The 19,498-nt window shown below is 64.6% G+C and carries 19 protein-coding genes; 11 read left to right on the top strand and 8 right to left on the bottom strand.

Annotated elements, in window-relative coordinates:
- Window positions 1-57: 57 nt before the first annotated feature.
- The 3 genes from NCT05_RS20230 to NCT05_RS20220 all read left to right on the top strand — a co-directional run bounded on the left by NCT05_RS20230 (window position 58) and on the right by NCT05_RS20220 (window position 3,531).
- Window positions 58-1,215, top strand: a complete 1,158-nt coding sequence (locus NCT05_RS20230) for an OpgC domain-containing protein (protein ID WP_250503031.1) — start codon at window positions 58-60, stop codon at window positions 1,213-1,215.
- A 161-nt stretch (window positions 1,216-1,376) separates the two neighbouring features.
- The gene (locus NCT05_RS20225; protein WP_008353131.1) at window positions 1,377-1,550 is read left to right on the top strand and encodes a DUF1328 domain-containing protein; all 174 of its coding nucleotides are present in this window, start codon (window positions 1,377-1,379) and stop codon (window positions 1,548-1,550) included.
- A 118-nt stretch (window positions 1,551-1,668) separates the two neighbouring features.
- Window positions 1,669-3,531 carry a sigma-54-dependent Fis family transcriptional regulator gene (locus tag NCT05_RS20220; protein ID WP_250503030.1) on the top strand — a complete coding sequence of 621 codons (1,863 nt, stop codon included), beginning with the start codon at window positions 1,669-1,671 and terminating at the stop codon, window positions 3,529-3,531.
- Here the strand turns inward: NCT05_RS20220 and eutC are convergent.
- Entirely contained in the window at window positions 3,528-4,286 is a 759-nt protein-coding gene (eutC, locus tag NCT05_RS20215) for an ethanolamine ammonia-lyase subunit EutC (protein ID WP_250503029.1), read from the bottom strand. The two genes, NCT05_RS20220 and eutC, sit on opposite strands and share 4 nt — an antisense overlap.
- Window positions 4,283-5,659 carry an ethanolamine ammonia-lyase subunit EutB gene (locus tag NCT05_RS20210; protein WP_250440660.1) on the bottom strand — a complete coding sequence of 459 codons (1,377 nt, stop codon included), beginning with the start codon at window positions 5,657-5,659 and terminating at the stop codon, window positions 4,283-4,285. Before NCT05_RS20210 ends, eutC begins: the two co-directional genes overlap by 4 nt.
- Before the next feature lie 145 nt (window positions 5,660-5,804).
- On the opposite strand from NCT05_RS20210, the gene mnmH reads away from it, so the two are divergent.
- Both mnmH and NCT05_RS20200 read left to right on the top strand, forming a co-directional pair.
- Window positions 5,805-6,869 (top strand): tRNA 2-selenouridine(34) synthase MnmH, encoded by a 1,065-nt coding sequence (mnmH, locus tag NCT05_RS20205; protein WP_008353138.1) that lies wholly within the window; start codon window positions 5,805-5,807, stop codon window positions 6,867-6,869.
- Window positions 6,870-6,898: 29 nt separating this feature from the next.
- Complete coding sequence (locus NCT05_RS20200; protein ID WP_008353139.1) at window positions 6,899-7,948, top strand: permease; 1,050 nt, start codon at window positions 6,899-6,901, stop codon at window positions 7,946-7,948.
- 14 nt (window positions 7,949-7,962) lie between these two features.
- Here the strand turns inward: NCT05_RS20200 and NCT05_RS20195 are convergent, their stop codons facing one another.
- Genes NCT05_RS20195 through NCT05_RS20185 form a run of 3 tightly spaced genes read right to left on the bottom strand, consistent with a single transcriptional unit; the run spans window position 7,963 to window position 10,481 of the window.
- Window positions 7,963-8,100, bottom strand: a complete 138-nt coding sequence (locus NCT05_RS20195) for a hypothetical protein (protein ID WP_167357759.1) — start codon at window positions 8,098-8,100, stop codon at window positions 7,963-7,965.
- Window positions 8,078-9,079 (bottom strand): cytochrome d ubiquinol oxidase subunit II, encoded by a 1,002-nt coding sequence (gene cydB, locus NCT05_RS20190; RefSeq protein WP_250503028.1) that lies wholly within the window; start codon window positions 9,077-9,079, stop codon window positions 8,078-8,080. Before cydB ends, NCT05_RS20195 begins: the two co-directional genes overlap by 23 nt.
- A 4-nt stretch (window positions 9,080-9,083) precedes the next feature.
- Window positions 9,084-10,481 (bottom strand): cytochrome ubiquinol oxidase subunit I, encoded by a 1,398-nt coding sequence (locus tag NCT05_RS20185; protein ID WP_175979424.1) that lies wholly within the window; start codon window positions 10,479-10,481, stop codon window positions 9,084-9,086.
- Window positions 10,482-10,884: 403 nt separating this feature from the next.
- Between NCT05_RS20185 and ypfJ the strand changes: the two genes are divergently transcribed.
- The 3 genes from ypfJ to NCT05_RS20170 all read left to right on the top strand — a co-directional run bounded on the left by ypfJ (window position 10,885) and on the right by NCT05_RS20170 (window position 14,045).
- On the top strand, window positions 10,885-11,757 hold the full coding sequence (ypfJ, locus tag NCT05_RS20180) for a KPN_02809 family neutral zinc metallopeptidase (RefSeq protein WP_175979423.1): 873 nt from the start codon (window positions 10,885-10,887) through the stop codon (window positions 11,755-11,757).
- Window positions 11,758-11,952: 195 nt separating this feature from the next.
- Entirely contained in the window at window positions 11,953-12,966 is a 1,014-nt protein-coding gene (gene waaC / locus NCT05_RS20175) for a lipopolysaccharide heptosyltransferase I (protein WP_008353143.1), read from the top strand.
- 176 nt (window positions 12,967-13,142) lie between these two features.
- Window positions 13,143-14,045, top strand: coding sequence for a flagellar brake protein (locus NCT05_RS20170; protein WP_250503027.1), 903 nt, complete (start codon window positions 13,143-13,145; stop codon window positions 14,043-14,045).
- A gap of 16 nt (window positions 14,046-14,061) precedes the next feature.
- Here the strand turns inward: NCT05_RS20170 and NCT05_RS20165 are convergent, their stop codons facing one another.
- Both NCT05_RS20165 and NCT05_RS20160 read right to left on the bottom strand, forming a co-directional pair.
- Complete coding sequence (locus tag NCT05_RS20165; RefSeq protein WP_033537055.1) at window positions 14,062-14,715, bottom strand: DsbA family oxidoreductase; 654 nt, start codon at window positions 14,713-14,715, stop codon at window positions 14,062-14,064.
- Window positions 14,716-14,846: 131 nt separating this feature from the next.
- On the bottom strand, window positions 14,847-16,187 hold the full coding sequence (locus NCT05_RS20160; protein ID WP_250503026.1) for an NAD(P)/FAD-dependent oxidoreductase: 1,341 nt from the start codon (window positions 16,185-16,187) through the stop codon (window positions 14,847-14,849).
- A 170-nt stretch (window positions 16,188-16,357) separates the two neighbouring features.
- Here NCT05_RS20160 and NCT05_RS20155 point away from each other — a divergent pair, with 170 nt between their 5' ends.
- Window positions 16,358-16,789: an OsmC family protein gene (locus tag NCT05_RS20155; RefSeq protein ID WP_008353150.1), complete on the top strand. Its 432-nt coding sequence runs from the start codon at window positions 16,358-16,360 to the stop codon at window positions 16,787-16,789.
- A 39-nt stretch (window positions 16,790-16,828) separates the two neighbouring features.
- On the opposite strand, the gene NCT05_RS20150 is transcribed toward NCT05_RS20155, so the two are convergent.
- Window positions 16,829-17,767, bottom strand: a complete 939-nt coding sequence (locus tag NCT05_RS20150; RefSeq protein WP_008353151.1) for a LysR family transcriptional regulator — start codon at window positions 17,765-17,767, stop codon at window positions 16,829-16,831.
- A gap of 132 nt (window positions 17,768-17,899) precedes the next feature.
- Between NCT05_RS20150 and NCT05_RS20145 the strand changes: the two genes are divergently transcribed.
- Window positions 17,900-18,745, top strand: a complete 846-nt coding sequence (locus tag NCT05_RS20145) for a fumarylacetoacetate hydrolase family protein (RefSeq protein ID WP_008353152.1) — start codon at window positions 17,900-17,902, stop codon at window positions 18,743-18,745.
- Complete coding sequence (locus NCT05_RS20140) at window positions 18,742-19,485, top strand: SDR family oxidoreductase (protein ID WP_250503025.1); 744 nt, start codon at window positions 18,742-18,744, stop codon at window positions 19,483-19,485. The genes NCT05_RS20145 and NCT05_RS20140 overlap by 4 nt, the downstream gene beginning before the upstream one ends.
- The last annotated feature ends 13 nt before the right edge of the window (window positions 19,486-19,498 follow it).

Below are 19,498 nucleotides of genomic sequence, written 5' to 3'. Positions count from 1 at the left end.
GCGCCGCGTGTTCGCGGCCGTGTTTAACTGTCGCCGCAAGGACACTGAGCAAGCCGCATGCAGCAAAAATCAAAACGTCTCGTCGAGCTGGACTTCTTCCGGGGACTGGTACTGCTGATCATCGTCGTCGATCATATCGGCGGCAGCATGGTGTCGCGTTTCACGCTGCATGCCTTCGCGCTCAATGACGCCGCCGAAGTCTTCGTGTTCCTCGGCGGCTTCGCCACGGCGACGGCCTACGCGTCGCTCGCGGAGCGCCGCTCGGAAAGCGCGGCGCGCAGGCGCTTCGTGAAACGCGCGTTCGAGCTTTATCGGGCGTTTCTCGTCACGGCGGCGCTGATGCTCGTCGCATCGTTCCTGCTGCGGCCCTTTTTTGGCCACGCGCCGAATCTCGCGCTGCATGATCTGGACACGCTGATGTCGCAGCCGGTTTCCTCGATCGCGGAAATTCTCACATTCGAGCGCCAGCCTTATCTCTCGGCCGTCCTGCCGATGTACGCGCTCTTCGCACTCGCCGTGCCGCTCATGCTGCCGCTCGCGCGCAGCAAGCCTTGGCTGCTGCTCGGTCTAAGCCTCGCGGTGTGGGCGTTCGCGGCGCAGATCGGCGAATTCATGCCGTCCGTCGACGACAATCTGTGGGACTTCAATCCCGCCGCCTGGCAGTTGATGTTCGTGCTCGGCGTGCTGGCGCGCTGCCAGCCGATCTATCAACGCGTGAGCGCGAACCGCTTCGGCTGGATCGTGAGCGCGGGCGCCGTGGCGCTGATCGCCGGCATGGCGTACTACAAGCTGCTCGTGCTGCCGCCGGTGCTGGACAGCGCCTTCAAGCGCGACCTTGCTGGTCCGCGCGTCGTGAATTTCCTCGCCATCGCGTGGATCGCGGCGAATCTGGCGCGCTACGGCGTCGTCAAGGCGGTGGCGACGCGCCTGCCGTGGGTCGGCGCATTGGGACGCGCGGGCATGGTGTCATTCGTGGCGGGAACGGTGATTTCGCTCGTCGTCGATTCGATCCTGTTCACGTTGACCGATGGCCTCATCAACGTGCCTGCCGGACTCGCCGCCGACGCCATCGCGATCGGCGCGCTACTTGCCGTGCCGCATGTGCATCAGCGGATCTCGAACTGGCTCGGCACCCGTCAGCCTGTCCCGGCGACGGCCGCCGCCGCACCCGCGACGGTCGCCGCAGCCGACAATCGGGCGCGCGGCATACGGTGATCTCTTCGAAGCGGGCAGTCGAACTGCCCGCTTTTTTATCGCGCTTTCATTGCAACTAACGGTCTGATTTTGCCGCCGACTCCGATAAGCACCGCCCGCGAAGAACCGAGGCACAGGTCTTGCAAACAGTCACCGAACACAACACAAAAATCGGATCTGCCATGCTCAAGCTCGCCATTCTTTTCGCGATCATTTCTGTCGTCGCCGGATTCTTCGGCTTTACGCGCGTATCGTCGGGTGCGGCGGGCATCGCGAAGATCTGCTTCTTCATCTTCCTGATTCTGTTCGTCATATTCCTCGTCGTCGCGATTTCGGCGGGCTCGCTCGTGCTGTAGCGCGGGAAAGCGCCGGGCGCCGTACCGCGTGGTTCCTCGCATCGACCCGCGTGCGGCGACGGTGTTACATTGCCCCGAGAAGACGTTCACGCGACCGTGAATCGAAAAGGAGGAGGCGATGCAGCATGCCATCGGCGCGGCCTTGCAGTCGGCGCAACGCGACGTCATTCGTCATTCGCACGAGCGCTCGGCCACGTTCGGGCTGTGCGAGACGATGCGCCCGGATTACGCCGTGCTGTCGGGCACGGAGCTCGCCGTCAAGCTCGATGAAAGCCGTGCGCTCTTCGCTCACGCGCTGCCGGTGATGGAAACGCTGTACGCGCAGATCGCCAATACGCACAGCATGATCGCGCTCACCGACGCGAGCGGATTGATCCTGCATTCACTCGGCGACGACGACTTCCTCGCGCGCGCCGAAAAAGTCGCGCTGCGCGCGGGCGCGCTCTGGAGCGAGGAGCATCAGGGCACGAACGCGATCGGCACGACGATCGCCGAGCGCACGGCCGTCACCGTGCACGGCGACCAGCACTACCTGCGCGCCAATCACTTTCTGACGTGTTCCAGCGTGCCGATCCTCGATCCGCACGGCAATCTCTCCGGCGTGCTCGATGTCACCGGCGACCGACGCGGCTATCACCAGCACACGATGGCGCTCGTGAAAATGTCCGCGCAGATGATCGAGAACCGACTGATCGCGAGCGGCTTCAGCGACGGCCTGCGCATCCGTTTCCATAGCCGGCCCGAGTTCATCGGCACGTTGATGGAAGGCATCGCCGTATTCGATCTCGACGGGCGCCTGCTCTGCGCGAACCGCAGCGCGCAGTTTCAGCTCGGTCTCGAACTCGGCGCTTTGCGTTCGCAGACGCTCGATGCGCTGTTCGGCGAGCGCGTCGATGAACTCATCGCGCGCGCGGGCGATGCGCCTTGCCGGCTCGAACTGCCTAGCGGCGTCGCGGTGTTCGCGAGCGTCGATTTTCACGCGCGGAACATGTCGAGCGTCCCGAGCACGACGAGCACGATCCCCACACGCGAGCGCGCCGGTTCGAGCCTCGCCGATCTCTGTACCGGCGATGCGCAGATGAACGACATCGTCGCGCGCGTGCGCAAGGTCATTGGCAAGAACATACCGATTCTGATCGGCGGTGAAACGGGCGCGGGCAAGGAAATGCTCGCGCGCGCGATCCACGACGATTCGCCGCGCCGCGCGGGGCCGTTCGTTGCGGTGAACTGCGCATCGCTGCCGGAGACGCTGATCGAATCGGAGCTTTTCGGCTATGCGCAGGGCGCGTTCACGGGCGCGGCGAAGCGCGGCGCGATCGGCAAGATCGTGCAGGCGAACGGCGGCACGCTCTTTCTCGATGAAATCGGCGACATGCCGCTCGCGATGCAAAGCCGTCTGCTGCGCGTGCTGCAGGAACGCGTCGTCGAGCCGCTCGGCGCCGCGCGCGCGGTGCCGGTCGATTTCATGCTCGTCTGCGCGAGCAATCGCAAGCTGCGCGAGCGCGTCGCGCAGGGCGAATTCCGCGAAGATTTGTATTACCGGATCAACGGTCTTTCGGTGACGCTGCCGCCGCTTGCCGCGCGCTCCGACCTGCGCGCGGTCGTCGACAAGATTCTGCGGCACGAGCGTTTCGCCGGGCGCGTCGTGTACGTCGACGACGACGTGCTCGCGCTCTTCGCGCGTCATCCGTGGCCGGGCAACATACGGCAGTTGAGCAATGTCCTGCGCACGGCGTCCGCGATGCTCGACGATCACGACACGCATATCCGCATCGAACATCTTCCGCACGATTTCGTCGATGAACTCGGCGAACAGCCCAAATTCGATAACGCAACGCCGCCCGCGAACGTCGCGCGTCTTGTCGACATCGAAGCGAGCGCGGTGAGCGCCGCGCTCAAGGCGCACGGCGGCAATGTATCCGCGACGGCGCGCGCGCTCGGCATATCGCGCACGACGCTGTATCGGAAGTTGCGCGTTTAATCGGCTGGCAATTTCGCGTCGGACGCGGGCAACGCGCCGCTGTGATCCTTCAGCCCGACGCCGGTGAGCTTCAGGCGGCGCGCTTCGTTCAGCAGCCACATCAGCTTGAATGCGGCGATTTCGTAGTCGAGTCCTTCGGGCCGCACATTCGATATGCAGTTGCGCTCGGCGTCGTTGCGTCCGGCGCGCGGCGCGTAGGTCACGTAAAGACTGAGGCTGTCGGGCGAACTGAGCCCCGGCCGTTCGCCGATCATTACGACGACGATCTGCGCCCGCAAAAGCTCACCGATGCGATCGCCGAGGGCGACGCGCGCCTGCGTCGCGATCACGACGGGACCGACGTTCCAGCCGTCGAGCCGCGCACGCAATGTCGCGAGCAAGGGCGCGACGTGACGTTGCGCGGCGAAGGCCGACAAGCCATCGGCGGCGACGAAAACGATATCGCTTTCGGATGCGTGCGCTGCAAGCCGTTGCGCGCTTTCATCGTTCAGCACGCGGCCCAGATCCGGCCGACGCAGATAGCGATCGCGATCCGGCGCGGCGCTTTGCGCATCGAGCGTATCGAAGCCGGCGGCGCGAACGGCTTCGCGCAACGCGACGGTATCGAGCGGCTGATGCACCGCGTCGCGCGCCTGCGCATGCGCGAGTTCGAATGCGAGCAAGGGCGCGGTCGGCAGGCTGCTGCCCGCGCGGCCGAGCGCGATGCGCGCGTTGGTGAAGCGCCGCAGCGCGTCCCAGGCATCGGCGTTCGTCATGAGTCGATCCAGTCGAGCAAAGGTTGCGTGGGCGCGGCGAGCAGATTGCCGCGGCCATCGGTGACGCGCATCTTCGCGAGCCACGCTTCGAATTCCGGCGCGCGTTTCAGGTTCAGCGCGCGGCGGATATAGAGCGCGTCATGGAACGACGTGCTTTGATAGTTGAGCATCACGTCGTCCGCGCCCGGCACGCCCATGATGAAGTTGACGTTCGCCACGCCGAGCAGCGTGAGGAGCGTGTCCATGTCGTCCTGATCGGCTTCGGCGTGATTCGTGTAGCAGATGTCGCAGCCCATCGGTACGCCGAGCAGCTTGCCGCAGAAGTGGTCTTCGAGTCCCGCGCGGATGATCTGCCGTCCGTCATAGAGATATTCCGGGCCGATGAAGCCGACCACCGTGTTCGTCAGAAGCGGTTGGAAGCGGCGCGCGACCGCGTACGCGCGCGCTTCGCAGGTCTGCTGATCGACGCCGTGATGCGCGTTCGCCGACAGCGCGCTGCCTTGCCCCGTCTCGAAGTACATGACGTTATCGCCGACGGTCCCGCGTTTGAGCGAGAGCGCCGCGTCGCGCGCTTCCTCCAGCAACGCGAGCGACACGCCGAAGCTCGCGTTCGCGCGCTCCGTGCCCGCGACGGACTGGAACACGAGATCGACGGGCGCGCCTTGCTCGATGGCGGCGAGCGTGTTGGTGACGTGCGTGAGGATGCACGACTGCATCGGCACGTCGTAGCGCTGACGGAAATCGTCCATCATCGCGAGCAGCTTGCCGATGGCGGCGGGCGAATCCGATGCGGGATTCACGCCGATGACGGCATCGCCGCAGCCGTACAACAGGCCGTCGAGCATCGATGCGGCGATGCCCTTCGGATCGTCGGTCGGATGATTCGGCTGCAGGCGCACCGAGAGATGCCCCGGCAGGCCGATCGTCGTGCGAAAGCGCGTGACGACCGGGCGTTTTCTGGCAGCGAGGATCAGATCCTGATTGCGCATCAGCTTGGAAACGGCGGCGGCCATCTCCGGCGTCACGCCCATCGTGATGCGTTCGAGCGCGGCGGTGTCGGTGGTATCGGCGAGCAGCCACTCGCGGAATTCGCCGACCGTCAGGTGCGCGATCGGCGCGAACGCTTCGCGCGAATGCGTATCGACGATGAGGCGCGTGACTTCGTCGTCCTCGTAGGGAATGAGCGGCTCGTCGAGAAACGCGGCGAGCGGCAACTGCGCGAGCGCGATTTTCGCGGCCACGCGTTCTTCCTCGGTGGCGGCCGCGATGCCCGCGAGTTCGTCGCCGGAGCGCCGCGGGCTGGCGCGCGCGAGCAGCGTCTTCAGATCGTCGAAGCGGTAGCGGCGCGCGCCAATCGTCTCGTGAAAGCTCATCGCTTTCCTCTCGGAAGCATCGATTCATGCACTTTAGCCGCTTTCGCGGGCATCGCGCGTCGGTCAAAAAAAGCGCGTCCGGGCCGAAATCCGCCCGCATGCGATAATTTTTCGCTCGATTCAGCCAAAACCCGCCCGCAAGCCCGTGAAAAACCTGCTCGTTCCCATCGATCGCCTGAGCGAGTTCGATGAAATCGTCGACGTCCGCACACCGCTCGAATTCGCCGAGGATCACATTCCCGGCGCGATCAACGCGCCCGTGCTCAGCAACGAAGAGCGCGTGATCGTCGGGACGATGTACAAGCAGGTCTCGCCGTTCGAGGCGACGCGCGTCGGCGCGGCGATGGTCGCGCGCAATATCGCGATGCATCTCGACACGATCTTCGCCGACAAGCCGCGCAACTGGCGTCCGCTCGTCTATTGCTGGCGCGGCGGCAAGCGCTCCGGCTCGATGACGACGTGGCTCAACATGATCGGCTGGCAGGCCCGGCAACTCGACGGCGGCTACAAGAGCTATCGGCGCGACGTGATCGAGCGGCTCGGCACGCTGCCCGGACGTTTTCGCTATGTCGCGCTGATCGGCCATACGGGCAGCGGCAAGACGCGGCTGCTGAAGGCGCTCGACGCGGCGGGCGCGCAGACGCTCGATCTCGAAGGACTCGCCGCGCATCGCGGTTCCTTGCTCGGCGCGCTGCCGGGACGCCCGCAGCCGACGCAAAAAGCGTTCGATTCGGCGCTCCTGAAGACGCTTTCGGGCTTCGATCCGGCGAAACCGGTTTTTGTCGAAGCGGAAGGGCGGCGCATCGGATCGATCACGATGCCCGACGCCATCCTCGACAATCTGCACGCGGCATCGTGCGTGGAAGTCGAGGCGCGGCGCGAGGACCGCATCGCGTTCTTGCTGCAGGATTACGCGCATCTTTTCGACGATCCCGCGTTTTTCAAGGCGCAATTGTCGAAGCTCGTCGCGCTGCATAGCCGGGAGCGCGTCGCGCACTGGCATCGGCTGATCGATGACAACGCACGCGCGGAGCTTTTCGCCGAACTGATCGACCGTCATTACGATCCGGCGTATGGACGCAGCAGCCAGGCGCTCTATACGAAGCTGCCGCATGCGGCGCACGTGCTGTTCCGTCCGAACGACGCGGACAGCGTCGATCAGGCGAAAGCCTTGCTCGCCCGGCTCGCCGAGACGACGCCCGCGCTCTGATTCAACCTCATCACTCGAAAGAAAAAGATATGACCACGTTTTCACAACCTCGCGTCGCACGCGGCTGGCTGGTATTCCTGCTGATCGCCGTCGTGGGCCTGTTCTACGTGAAATGGTTTCCGTACTACAACCGCGCGTTCGTCGCGGCGAGCCAGCATTCGATCGGCAAATCCATTCTGATGGGCACGTCGGCGAGCGCGCCGGAGCCGTCGTGGCAAGCCGCGCTCGACTACGCGATCGCCTACGGCAAAGCCATCTGGCAGGCGATGGTGCTCGGCCTTCTGCTCGGCTCCGCGGTGCAGGCGCTGATTCCGCCGCGCTGGGTCGCGCGGGCGCTGGGCGAGCACAACTTCGGCAGCGTCGTGAACGGCGGGTTGATGTCCTTGCCCGGCATGATGTGCACGTGTTGCGCCGCGCCCGTCGTCGCGGGGCTGCGTGCGCGCGAAGCGGCGCCGGGCGCGGCCGTCGCGTTCTGGCTCGGCAATACCGTGCTCAATCCGGCGGCGCTGGTTTTCATGGGCTTCGTGCTCGGCTGGCAGTGGACCGGTTTGCGGCTCGTGCTCGGCGTATTGATGGTGTTCGGCCTCGGCTACGCGATCAACCGGATGGTGACGCCGGCGCAGGCGGCGTCGTCGCGTCAGGCGCTTGCCAAGCTGATCGAAGAGGACGAGCCGGGCACGGCGTTTTCGCGCTGGATCAAAATTCTCGGACGCATGACGTTGCGGCTCGTGCCCGAATACATCGTGCTCGTGCTGCTGCTTGGCGCGGCGCGCGCCTGGCTCTTTCCGCACATCGGTCCGGATATCGGCAACGGCATGTGGTGGATCGCGGCGTTTGCCGTCGCGGGCACGCTCTTCGTGATTCCGACCGCCGGCGAAGTGCCCATCATTCAGGCGATGCTTTCGCTCGGCATGGCGACGGGACCGGCCGGCGCGCTCTTGATGACCTTGCCGCCCGTCAGCGTGCCGTCGCTCGCGATGCTCGCGCGGTCGTTTCCGCCGCGCGTGCTCGCGTTCGTGGCCGCGTCGGTCGTGGTGTTCGGGATCGTTGGCGGGGTGATTGCGGCGGCGGTGTTCTGAACGCGCGCGGCGCCTCAATGAATCGCCGCGCCCGCCTTGATCAGCAACTTGAACGGCAGCGCGAGCAGCATCGCGCCGCCGACGCCCGCCATCCACAACGCGACGAACCAGAACACCTTGCGCGCGCGCTCAATGGTAGTGATGTTCGCCATGACGCACCTTTCCTCTGAAGATCCAATAGCCTAGCGTCGTGTAAGCGACGATCACAGGCAGAATCACCGCCGCGCCGACGATCGTGAAGAGCTGGCTCGAACGGGGCGCGGCCGCATCCCAGATCGAAACGCCGGGGAAAATCTCGTGCGGCGACACGCTCAGCACCAGACCCGAGTAGCCGAGAAACACGAAGCCGAGCGCGACGGCAAACGGCCGCTTCTCGTGACGCGATGCGATCGAGCGGCGCATCGCCCACGCGCAAACCGCGACCAGCACGGGCACCGGCAACATGCGATAGAACCACGGCGAATCGAACCAGCGCGACGCGATGCCCGCGTCTTGCAACGGCGTCCAGATGCTGACGACCGCGATCGTCGCGAGTTGCAGAACGGTCAGCGGCCACACGACGCGATACATCCGCCGCTGCAGATCGCCTTCCGTTTTCGCGATCAGCCAGCACGCGCCGAGCAGCGCATAAGTGACGACCAGCGCGCCGCCCGTGAAGATCGAGAAGGGCGTGAACCAGCCGAAGGCATCGCCGGAAAAACGGCCGTCGGCGACCGGAATGCCGTCGAGAAACGCGCCGAGCGCCACGCCCTGAAAGAACGTCGCGCCCGCCGATCCACCGATGAACGCCAGATCCCACATATGCTTCGTGCGCTGCGCCTTCGCGCGGATTTCGAACGACACGCCGCGGAAAATCAGGCACACGAGCATCAGCACGAGCGGCAGATACAGCGCGGACAGCACGGTCGAATAAACCATCGGGAACGCGGCGAACAATCCCGCGCCGCCGAGCACGAGCCACGTTTCGTTGCCGTCCCAGACGGGCGCGACGGTGTTCATCATCACGTCGCGATCGTGCTGATCCGGAAAGAACGGGAAGAGAATGCCGATGCCGAGGTCGAAGCCGTCGAGCACGACGTAAAGGAACAGGCCGAACGCGATGATCGCGGCCCAGGCGAGTGTGAGGTCCATGTTCTTAAGCTCCTTCGATGGACTGATTCGGAAGGCTGAGCGGACGCCGCGCGCTGCCGTCCGACGGCTGCGTCGACGCGCCCGGCAACGCGGGGCCGTGACGCAGCAGCTTCAGCAAGTAGTAGATGCCCGTGCCGAAGACGATCGTGTAGACGATCACGAACGCGAGCAGCGACACGCCGACTTGCTGCGCCGTGACCGGCGAGACGGCATCGGCAGTACGCATCACGCCGTACACGACCCAAGGCTGGCGTCCGGCTTCGGTCGTGACCCAGCCCGCGAGCAGCGTGATGAATCCGCTTGGACCCATCGCAAGTGCAAAGCGATGGAACCAGCGCGCCTCGAACAGCTTGCGCCTGCGATGCAGCCACCACGCCGCGAACGACATCACGATCATCAGCACGCCGAGTCCGGCCATCACGCGGAAGCTCCAGAACACGAGCGTCGAGTTCGGACGATCTTCCTTCGGGAATTCCTTCAGGCCGCGAATCTCGCCGTCCCAGCTATGCGTGAGGATCAGGCTGCCGAGATGCGGAATCTGCACGGCGTATTTCGTCGTTTCGGCTTCCATGTCGGGAATGCCGAAGAGATTGAGCGCGGTGCCGCCTTTCTCCGTTTCCCAGATGCCTTCGATCGCCGCGATCTTCGCCGGCTGATGTTCGCGCGTGTTGAGGCCGTGCGCGTCGCCGACGAGCGCCTGAATCGGCGTCAGGGCGAGCAGCAGCCAGAGCGACATCGAAAACATCTTCTTGATGGCCGGATCGCGCCGGCCTTTCAGCAGATGCCACGCGCCGGTCGCGGCCACGACGAGCGCCGCCACGATGAACGCCGCAATCGCCATATGCGCGAGCCGGTACGGAAACGACGGATTGAAGATGATCGCCCACCAGTCGACCGGCACGACATGATCGCCTTCGATGCGAAAGCCCTGCGGCGTCTGCATCCAGCTATTCGAGGCGAGAATCCAGAAGGTGGAGATGAGCGTGCCGATGGCGACCATCAGCGTTGCGCCGAAGTGCGCCTTCGGGCCGACCTTGTTCCAGCCGAACAGCATGATGCCGAGGAAGCCCGCTTCGAGGAAGAACGCGGTCATCACTTCATAGGTGAGCAGCGGCCCGGTGATCGGACCGGCGAAGCTCGAAAAGCCGCCCCAGTTGGTGCCGAATTCGTACGCCATGACGACGCCCGACACGACGCCCATGCCGAACGCGACGGCAAAGACTTTCGACCAGAAGAGACACAGCTCCTTGTAGACCGGCTTGCCGGTTTTGAGCCACGCGCCTTCGAGCACGGCGATGAAACTCGCGAGCCCGATGGAAAGCGCCGGAAAGATGATGTGGAACGAGACGGTGAACGCGAACTGGATTCGGGCCAGATCGAGTGCTTCGGGAGTCGAATGCATGATGACTTGTGCCTTGAAATTCACGCGCGCCCGCAGTCGGGAGCGGTTGTGTCCTGTGCTGATCGAGACGTGCGACGGGCCGGAGCTTAGCTCTGTTTCGAGACGGGTGTTGCGCTGCGTCAGTGAATTGTCATTGCGCGCAAATGCCGCAGTTTCAAGGGTTTAGCACCGCTATCGGATTGATTTCTCGATGATTTCGAGATGGAGATATAGTGCACCGCGGCAAGATCGCGCACGCGTTTTCGCGACAATCGACCGCACTGGAATCGCCGCGCGCAAGAGGCGCCGGTTTTGATCGGTTCAGAAAGAACTTTTACGTTGTCGCGGCACGGGACGTGCGACAGGCGCGGTTACCATAATCGCTTTTGACACGCGCGACGTGCGCGTAGGAAGGAGAAGCATCATGCGCCTCGATGACCAGCAGGAAAGTCAGAATGTAGAGGACCGGCGCGGCGGGGGCGGTTTTCGAATGGGCGGCGGATCGATCGGCATCGGGACGATCGTCGTGGCGCTCGCGGCGTCGTATTTCTTCGGCATCAATCCGATGACGATCATCAACGGCGCGCAAGTTCTGCATGGCAACGCGCCGCAACAGCAGGCCGCACCGTCCAATGCGCAACCGGCCAACGATCCCGGCGCCGTGTTCGTGCGCCGCGTGCTCGGCAACACGGAACAGACGTGGCAGCACATCTTTCGCGCGCAGTTCAATCAGGACTATCCGGCGCCGCGGCTCGTGATGTTTTCCGGCGCCACGCAAACCGCGTGCGGCACCGGGCAGGCAGCCATGGGCCCGTTCTATTGCCCGAACGACCGCAAGGTGTACATCGATCTTTCGTTCTATCGCGAGTTGCGCGACCGCTTCGGCGCGAGTGGCGATTTCGCGCAGGCGTATGTGATCGCGCATGAAGTCGGGCATCACGTTCAGAACGTGCTCGGCATCATGAACAAGGTCGATCAGGCGCGCTCGCAAATGTCGCGCGAGCAGGCGAACGCGCTGTCGGTGCGCGTCGAGTTGCAGGCGGATTGCTTCGCGGGCGTCTGGGCCGCGGTCGCGCAGCGCGAGAACGCGAAGCTGATCGAGCCGGGCGATTTCGAGCAAGGCTTGAACGCGGCGGCCGCGATCGGCGATGACCGTCTGCAACAGCAATCGCAAGGTCGCGTCGTGCCCGAGGCGTTCACGCACGGGACGAGCGCGCAACGCCAGCGTTGGCTGCGGCGCGGCATGTCATCGGGCGATGTCGCCCAGTGCGACACGTTCTCGACGCGTTCGCTCTGATCGACGGGCGCGCGTCGCGGCAACCGGACGCTGTGAATTGGTCTATTCTGAAGCCGTCGCAGCGTCCGTTTCCGGATAGTCCTTACAAACGCTGACATCGCGTTCGTCTCAAATTCATTAGAATCGCTGGTTTTCCGGGTTCGGCCCAGCATTGCCGCTGGCCGCGACTCGCACCGGAACATTCTCGTCCCGTTCATGAAGCGAATTCTGATCGTCAAAGTCACGTCTCTCGGCGATATCGTCGAGACGCTACCCGTCGTTGCCGATCTGCGGCGCGCGTTTCCTTCCGCCAAAATCGACTGGGCCGCGGACGCCGCCTTCGCCGATATCATCCGCTGGAATCCCGGCGTCGATCGCGTGCTGAGCGCGCCCTTGCGCAAGTTCAAGAAGGCGCGCAGCTGGAACGATCTGAAGGAGATCGGCGCGTCGATCGGTGAGTTGCGCGCCGAAAAATACGACGTGATCGTCGATATTCACGGTGTCTACAAGAGCGCGATCATCGCGTTCATCGCGCGCGGACGGCGGCGTTACGGGTATCTGAATCAGGATCTCGGCGAGCGCGGCGCGGCTTTCGCGTACAACGCGCGCTTCGGTCCGCGTCCGCTCACCGATGCCTGGCGCGGCATGCGCGTGAGCGTCGCGGATGCGCTCGGCTATCGTCTGGAAGACCCGCCCGACTTCAACATCCGCCTGCCCGCGCCCACCCGCGAGCTGAACATTCCGCGCGACGCGCGCATCGCGATGCTGTTTCATGCGACGTCGGCGGACGTGAAGAAGTGGCCGCAGTCGCATTGGGGCGAAGTCGGCCGCTGGCTGACCGCGCGCGGTTATTCGATCGCGCTGCCGTGGGGAACGGAGCGCGAGCAGGACGAGGCGCGAGCCATCGCCGCGCTCGTGCCGGGTGCGACCGTGCTGCCGAAGCTGTCGGTCGTGGAATGCGCGCACTGGATTCAGGCGTCTGAACTCGTTGTCGGCGCGGATACCGGGCTCGTGCATCTCGCGCACGCCTTGCAGCGCCGCACCGTGATGTTGTTTGCCGCGACCTCGCGAGAGCATTTCGGCGTGAATGATCCCGGACGGTCGGTGTCGATCGGCGAAGAGGGCGCACCTCCCGACGTGCCGCAAGTGCTGGCTGCCATCGAAAGCGTGACGAATTCGCCGCAAAAACCCGTTCCTCATTCGGCCGAATCGGGCGCTACGGTTCGCTGAACATGAGTCGGAGCGAAACTTTGTGCGCATAAACTCATGCCGACGCCTGGCCCGGTAGAAAATCCATCGCGCGGTAAAAATATCAGTACGCTAACGTAAAACTTGCCATACAGCACTTGACGGCAACCCCGGCAAGCACGACGATTGCGGAAAACACCTAAGAATCGTCCGATAAGATGACCGAAGAAACCGTCGCAGATGCGCGCCAGTCGCTGGCGCGTCTCGAACCGTCCGAGATTCCGCTTGGCACGCCGCTCGAATGGCCGATCGTCGCCGCAGATGGCGCGATGTTGTTCGACGCCGGCGCCGTCGTGCCGGACGGCGCGGCGCTCGAATTCATGTTCCGGCACTTCGAGCCGAATCGTGCGATTCAGGCGGCAGCGCCGAGCGCGCCCGAGGAAGAGTTCGCGAAGGACGGGCCGCTGACGCTGGAGGACATCGGTCTCACGATCGGCGCGCGGGTCGGCTTGCGCGGCACGGGCGGCACGGGTTCTGCCATGTACGCGAGCCGCGTGATCGGCTTTTCGACGCCGCGCCGCAATGGCGAGCGTTCGCTCTTCGTGACGCAGCCTTTGATGGCGGGATTCGATCCGCTCGTTCTGACGCTGGGCGAGCAGGTCGATCTGGTCGCGCTGACGGGGCGGGGCGTGTTCCGCTTCGCCTGCACCGTCGATGCCACCTGCCGCGAGCCGTTCAATTACGCGGTGCTATCGGCGCCGGGCGCGATCCGCCGATTGCGCACGCGCAAGTTCGCGCGGATGCCGACTCGTCTCGCGGCGCATTTCGCGGCCGTCGGGGCGCCGCAGAGCGCCCTGCAACTGGGCCGCGTGAGCGACATCAGTCCGTACGGCATGTCGCTGACCGTCGCGAATCCGGTCGCGCACATGGGCGAGCGTCTGCAACTTTCATTTCAGTTCAGGACCGATGGCGTCGAGGTGAAGATCGAGACCATCGCGATCGTGCGCCATGTCGGCGCGACCGAACCTGCCGATGGCAGCGCGGCGTACGGGCTCGAGTTCGAAACGCTCGAACCGTCGCAGCGGATCGCGCTGAAATCGTTCATGGCCGAGCACAGCTAAGCGGCCTCGACGCGCTTCAGGCGCCCGGAAAGCCGTCGGGAAAGAGCCGCTCGACCGCAGCCTCGAAATGCTGAATCGGCGCGGCGCCGCGCAGCGCGATCGGCGGCGGCGGTTCCTGGCCGGGCGCGGGCTCGCGCGACAGCACAGCGAACGGCACGCCCGTCACGCCGAGCTTCTTCGCGAACTCTTCGTCTTCGATCACGAGATCGGTGTAGGTGCCGTCATCGAGCGCTTCCTCGAGCAGTTCGGGATCGACGCCGCAGGTCGCCGCGATGTCGAGCAGCGCGTCGGTATCGCCGATATCGATGCCTTCCTCGAAATACGCCTTGAAAATCGCCCGATGCACGAGATCGTAACGGCCGGATTCGCGCGCGAACATCGCCGTCTCGAATGCCTTGCGGCTGCGCGGCGCGACCGGCGGCATACGCATCGTCACGCCGCGTTCTTCCGCGAGCGGACGCACCGATTTCTCCCACGATTCGACGATCTGCTCGCTGTTCGGATCGACGAGCGGCGTCGGCTCCGGACGCAATTCGAACGCGTGCCAGCGAATCTCGACCGCATCGCCGTATGCGTTGCGGAACTGGTCGAGCACGGGCGTCTCGAGATAGCAGAACGGACACACGAAGTCCGACCAGACGTCGATATAAAGAACTGACGTGGATGCCATGTGAGCCTCAAAAACGAACGGCGCGTGTTTGCGCCGTTTGACTGAACCGGGCGAACGCCGCGTTTCCGGCGACGTCCGCAAAACCGGTATGTTAGCGCGTGCGCGCCGCCGACGCGCGGTCGCGCGACGCATCAGAATCCGCCGTCGAGCTCGATCTTGCTGCCGTCGAAGAAGCGCGACAGGCGAAACGCGCGGGGATCGACGATCGGTGCGTCGTTCGCGACGATATCCGCCATCAGTCGGCCCGCGCCCGGACCGATGCCGAAACCGTGCCCCGAGAAACCCGTCGCGATGAAAAGCCCCGGTTTGCCATCCACGCGGGAGATGACCGGCACGGCATCTGGCGTCACGTCGATATAGCCCGCCCACGCTTGTTGGATGCGCAATCGATTCAGCGCCGGAAAGAGCTTGCGGAACTCCGTGACCGCCGCTTCGTTGAACGATTCGACCGGCACCGGATCGAGCGTGCGCGCGGTTTCGAAGACGGTCGGCCGGTCGAGCGGCCAGCGGCGCGGGCGTCGAAGTTCCTCGAAGAAGCGCGCGTTGAGTCCGAGCTTGATCGAACCGATCTGGCTCCTGAGCGCGGGCAGGAATTTGACGAGGAGCCGAAAGCTGTCGGGCGTGATGTCGTGATAGCTGTGAAACGCATTCGCGATGGTGTAGCCGCCGTCCAGACGCTTGCGATAGCCCATTTCCTGATTGCACGCGCTGACGTCGGGTCCGCCGTCGAGCGGCGCGGTGCGCATGACCGACGAACGCACCATGAGTTGCGGCACATCTACGCCGAGACTGCCCGCGAAATAGCGCGTCCACGCGCCGCCCGCGATGACCACGCTCGAACAGCGGATGCGTCCGTGTTCCGTGACCACGCCGTGTATCGCGCCGCCGCTCGTTTCGATGCCGCGCACCGCACAGGGCGTGAGCACTTTCACGCCGCGTTCGCGCAGCGCTGCGGCCATGGCGGGCACGGCGCGTTGCGGTTCCGCGCGGCCATCGCTCGGTGTGTAGATGCCGCCCGCGAAGCGTCGCGACGTGCCGGACATCAACGCGCCGGTTTCGTCGGGCGACGTGATACGCGAATCGAGCGCGTCGCGGCCGACGAGCGCGACGGCGCGCGCGAGCCATGCTTCGTGATCGGCGAGGGCTTTGGCATCGTCGGCGGCGTAGAGAATGCCGCATTCGCGAAAGCCGGTGTCGATGCCCAGTTCCGCATCGATGCGCCGCCAGAGCTTGAGGCTTTCGAGGCTCAGTTCGAGTTCGCGCAGGTCGCGATGCGTCGCGCGGCACCATCCCCAGTTGCGGCTCGATTGCTCGCCGGCGATATAGCCCTTTTCGCACACGGCGACCGACAAGCCTTTTTCGGCGAGCGCGCGCGCCGTGCTGATGCCGATGACGCCGCCGCCCACGACGACGACATCGACGTGATCGGGCGGCGTGCGGTCTTCGGTGATGCGTTCGGTAGGTGGACCCATGTGATGTGGTGTTGTGTTAAACGCGAACGGGCGATGATAGTCCAATGCGCAGGCTCCCTGCACCCGCTCGAGCGATCGGCTACGATGCAAGCGCTCGGGCTATCGAAGGGCGCCGTTCGGGCACGGCGCGTGCGAATCGTCGGTTCCAATTCATCTTCTGGAGAACTCTCGTGCAAAAGACAGCATCGGCAAAATGGAGCGGCGGCATCAAGGACGGCAAGGGTTTCATCTCGACGCAGACCGGCGTGCTCAACGAGGCGCCGTACGGCTTCAAGTCGCGCTTCGAGGAAGGTCCGGGCACCAATCCGGAAGAGCTGATCGGCGCGGCGCACGCGGGCTGCTTCACGATGGCGCTCTCGCTGCAACTCGAGCTGGCCGGCATGAAGGCCGAGAGCCTCGAAACCAAGTCGACCGTGACGCTCGATAAAGACGGCGACGGCTTCACGATCACCGCCTGCCAGCTCGATCTCAAGGCGAAGATTCCCGGCGCCGACAAAGCCGCTTTCGACAAGGCTGCGCAGGCCGCGAAAGAGGGCTGTCCGGTGTCGAAGCTGTTTGCGGGCAACGCGAAGATCACGTTGAACGCCGAGCTGGTGTCGTAAGCGGCGTGGCAGTCGAAGCCGAAAACGCGGACGGGCACATCACCCGTCCGCGTTTTTTTCGCGCGTCAGTTCCTCGATGATGAGCCGCGCGGGCGCCGGCAATGCCGCGCCTTTTCTGGTCACGACGCCATACGGCTCCGTGCGCGAACGCACCGCGATGGCAAGCCGCTTCGCGAGTCCGTGTCCGGCGAGAAACGTCGCCATGTCGAGCGGCATCATCGCGACGAGCGTCGGATCGCGCTGCAGCAGCAGGACGGTCGTGATGGTCGATGCCGTTTCGATCGGATGCAAGGGCAGCGGCAGCCCCGCTTCCTTGAACTCGCGCTCGTAGAGGCTGCGGATCGGCATGATGGCCGGATAGACGATCCATCGGCTCGAAGCGAGTTCGCTCAACTCGACGCGCGGTGCATCGACGAGCGCATGGGAGACGCCCGCGACGATCGCGAGCGGTTCGTCGCGCAACTCGACGTAGTGGTAATGATCCGGCTGACGCGCGACGCTCGCACGGCAGATCGCGACGTCGAGCCTGCCTTGATCCAGCAGCGCGAGCAGGCGCGCGCTCGTGTCTTCGACGACTTCGATGGTCAGCGCCGGCTGCCGCTCGCGCAGTCGGGCGAGTGCATCGACGAGCACGCCCGACACCGCGCCGGTGATCGCGCCGATGGCGAGCCGTCCGCCCGTGCCTTGCAGAATGCCCGCCATTTCCTCGCGTAAATGCGCGACGTCCATGTGAATCAGCCGCGCATAGCGGATCACGCAGCGCCCGAGTTCGTTCGGCTGAATGCCTTGCGCCGAACGCGTGAAGAGCGTGGCGCCGAGCGTCGCTTCGATCTCGCGCAGCGCCTTGGTCGCGCCGGGCTGCGTAAGCGCCATTTCGTCGGCGGCGCGATGCAGCGAGCCATGATCGTCGAGCGCGATCAGCAGGCGCAGTTGCTTGAGCCGCAAGCGCGCGGCGATGGAATCGGCATTCGGCAGCATGGTTTCGGCAGGCATAGGGACAACGAGAAGATAACGGAAAGTTATTGCCCCGGCAGCAGCTTTCATTATTCAAGCGATGCAGCGTTCTCTACATTGTGGGTTCCGTTCACCTCGTCAAGGAAATACCGACTCATGAAGCTGCTGCGATACGGCGCTCCCGGCCGCGAAAAACCCGGCCTTCTCGATTCCAGCGGCGCGATCCGCGACTTGTCCGGCGTCGTCGGCGATATCGCGGGCGATGCGCTCCTGCCCGAATCGCTCGCACGTCTCGCGAAGCTCGATCCATCGACGCTGCCCGTCGTGCCTTCGAACGAACGCATCGGGCCGTGTGTCGGACGCATCGGCAAGTTCATCTGCATCGGGCTCAATTACGCCGATCACGCGGCGGAATCGAATCTGCCGGTGCCGTCGGAGCCGGTCGTGTTCAACAAGTGGCTCTCGGCGGTCGTCGGCCCGAACGACGATGTGCGCATTCCACGCGGCTCGAAGAAGACCGATTGGGAAGTGGAACTGGGCGTCGTGATCGGCAAGGGCGGCGCGTATATCGACGAAGCCGATGCGATGAGTCACGTCGCCGGTTACTGCGTCATCAACGATGTCTCCGAGCGCGAATATCAGATCGAGCGCGGCGGCACCTGGGACAAGGGCAAGGGCTGCGATACGTTCGGCCCGATCGGTCCGTGGCTCGTCACCGCCGACGAAGTGCCCGATCCGCACAAGCTCCCGCTCTGGCTCGAAGTCGACGGCAAGCGTTATCAGAACGGCAACACGAGCACGATGATCTTCAAGGTCGGCGAGATCGTCGCGTATCTCTCGCGCTTCATGAGCCTGCAACCGGGCGATGTCATTTCGACGGGCACGCCGCCGGGCGTCGGCATGGGGCAGAAGCCGGACGCCATCTATTTGCGCGCGGGACAGACGATGCGCCTCGGCATCGAAGGTCTGGGCGTTCAGCAACAACGCACGGTGGACGCATGAACCGATACGACTTCACGAATCGCGCGGCTGTCGTGACGGGCGGCGCGCAGGGCATCGGCTACGCGGTGGCGCAGCGTCTATTCGAAGGCGGCGCGCGCGTCTCGTTGTGGGATCGCGATGAAGCCGCGCTGGCCAATGCCCGCGCGCGTCTGAGCGACGTTCAGACCGTGCTCGTCGATCTGACGGATCGCGATGCAGTTGCCAACGCGACGTCGCGCACGCTGGAGCGCTTCGGGCAAATCGACGTGCTCGTGCACAGCGCGGGCATCGCGGGCGCGAACGCGACGGTCGCCGATTACGCGCCGGAAGAATGGTCCCGCGTGATCGACGTCGACCTCAACGCGGCGTTCCATGTGAATCAGGCGATCGTCAGGGCGATGATCGCGCGCGGCTATGGACGCATCGTCAACATCGCGTCGATCGCGGGCAAGGAAGGCAATCCGAACGCGTCGGCGTACAGTGCGGCGAAGGCGGGCGTGATCGCGCTGACGAAGAGTCTCGGCAAGGAAACGGCCGGCCTCGATATCGCGGTGAACGCCGTGACGCCCGCCGCCGCGCGCACGAAAATCTTCGAGCAGATGAAGCAGGAGCACATCGACTACATGCTGTCGAAGATTCCGCGCGGACGCTTCGTCGAAGTGAACGAGATCGCATCGATGGTCGCGTTCCTCGCTTCGTCGGAGAACTCGTTCACGACGGGCGCGGTCTTCGATCTCTCCGGAGGACGCGCGACTTACTGAACACACGCGTCAA

Origin of the sequence: Caballeronia sp. AZ7_KS35 (assembly GCF_023631045.1) — a bacterium.
In the GTDB taxonomy this organism is placed as follows: domain Bacteria; phylum Pseudomonadota; class Gammaproteobacteria; order Burkholderiales; family Burkholderiaceae; genus Caballeronia; species Caballeronia zhejiangensis.
This window is presented reverse-complemented; position numbering and strand designations above follow the sequence as displayed.

Excerpts from the sequence above, each read along its gene's own strand:
- NCT05_RS20220 (WP_250503030.1), top strand. The coding sequence starts at position 1,669 with ATGCAGCATGCCATCGGCGCGGCCTTGCAGTCGGCGCAACGCGACGTC.
- NCT05_RS20165 (WP_033537055.1), bottom strand. The coding sequence starts at position 14,715 with ATGGCATCCACGTCAGTTCTTTATATCGACGTCTGGTCGGACTTCGTG.
- NCT05_RS20200 (WP_008353139.1), top strand. The coding sequence starts at position 6,899 with ATGACCACGTTTTCACAACCTCGCGTCGCACGCGGCTGGCTGGTATTC.
- cydB (WP_250503028.1), bottom strand. The coding sequence starts at position 9,079 with ATGGACCTCACACTCGCCTGGGCCGCGATCATCGCGTTCGGCCTGTTC.
- NCT05_RS20195 (WP_167357759.1), bottom strand. The coding sequence starts at position 8,100 with ATGGCGAACATCACTACCATTGAGCGCGCGCGCAAGGTGTTCTGGTTC.
- NCT05_RS20185 (WP_175979424.1), bottom strand. The coding sequence starts at position 10,481 with ATGCATTCGACTCCCGAAGCACTCGATCTGGCCCGAATCCAGTTCGCG.
- NCT05_RS20140 (WP_250503025.1), top strand. The coding sequence starts at position 18,742 with ATGAACCGATACGACTTCACGAATCGCGCGGCTGTCGTGACGGGCGGC.
- ypfJ (WP_175979423.1), top strand. The coding sequence starts at position 10,885 with ATGCGCCTCGATGACCAGCAGGAAAGTCAGAATGTAGAGGACCGGCGC.
- waaC (WP_008353143.1), top strand. The coding sequence starts at position 11,953 with ATGAAGCGAATTCTGATCGTCAAAGTCACGTCTCTCGGCGATATCGTC.
- eutC (WP_250503029.1), bottom strand. The coding sequence starts at position 4,286 with ATGACGAACGCCGATGCCTGGGACGCGCTGCGGCGCTTCACCAACGCG.
- NCT05_RS20210 (WP_250440660.1), bottom strand. The coding sequence starts at position 5,659 with ATGAGCTTTCACGAGACGATTGGCGCGCGCCGCTACCGCTTCGACGAT.
- NCT05_RS20150 (WP_008353151.1), bottom strand. The coding sequence starts at position 17,767 with ATGCTGCCGAATGCCGATTCCATCGCCGCGCGCTTGCGGCTCAAGCAA.
- NCT05_RS20225 (WP_008353131.1), top strand. The coding sequence starts at position 1,377 with ATGCTCAAGCTCGCCATTCTTTTCGCGATCATTTCTGTCGTCGCCGGA.
- NCT05_RS20160 (WP_250503026.1), bottom strand. The coding sequence starts at position 16,187 with ATGGGTCCACCTACCGAACGCATCACCGAAGACCGCACGCCGCCCGAT.
- NCT05_RS20230 (WP_250503031.1), top strand. The coding sequence starts at position 58 with ATGCAGCAAAAATCAAAACGTCTCGTCGAGCTGGACTTCTTCCGGGGA.
- NCT05_RS20145 (WP_008353152.1), top strand. The coding sequence starts at position 17,900 with ATGAAGCTGCTGCGATACGGCGCTCCCGGCCGCGAAAAACCCGGCCTT.
- NCT05_RS20170 (WP_250503027.1), top strand. The coding sequence starts at position 13,143 with ATGACCGAAGAAACCGTCGCAGATGCGCGCCAGTCGCTGGCGCGTCTC.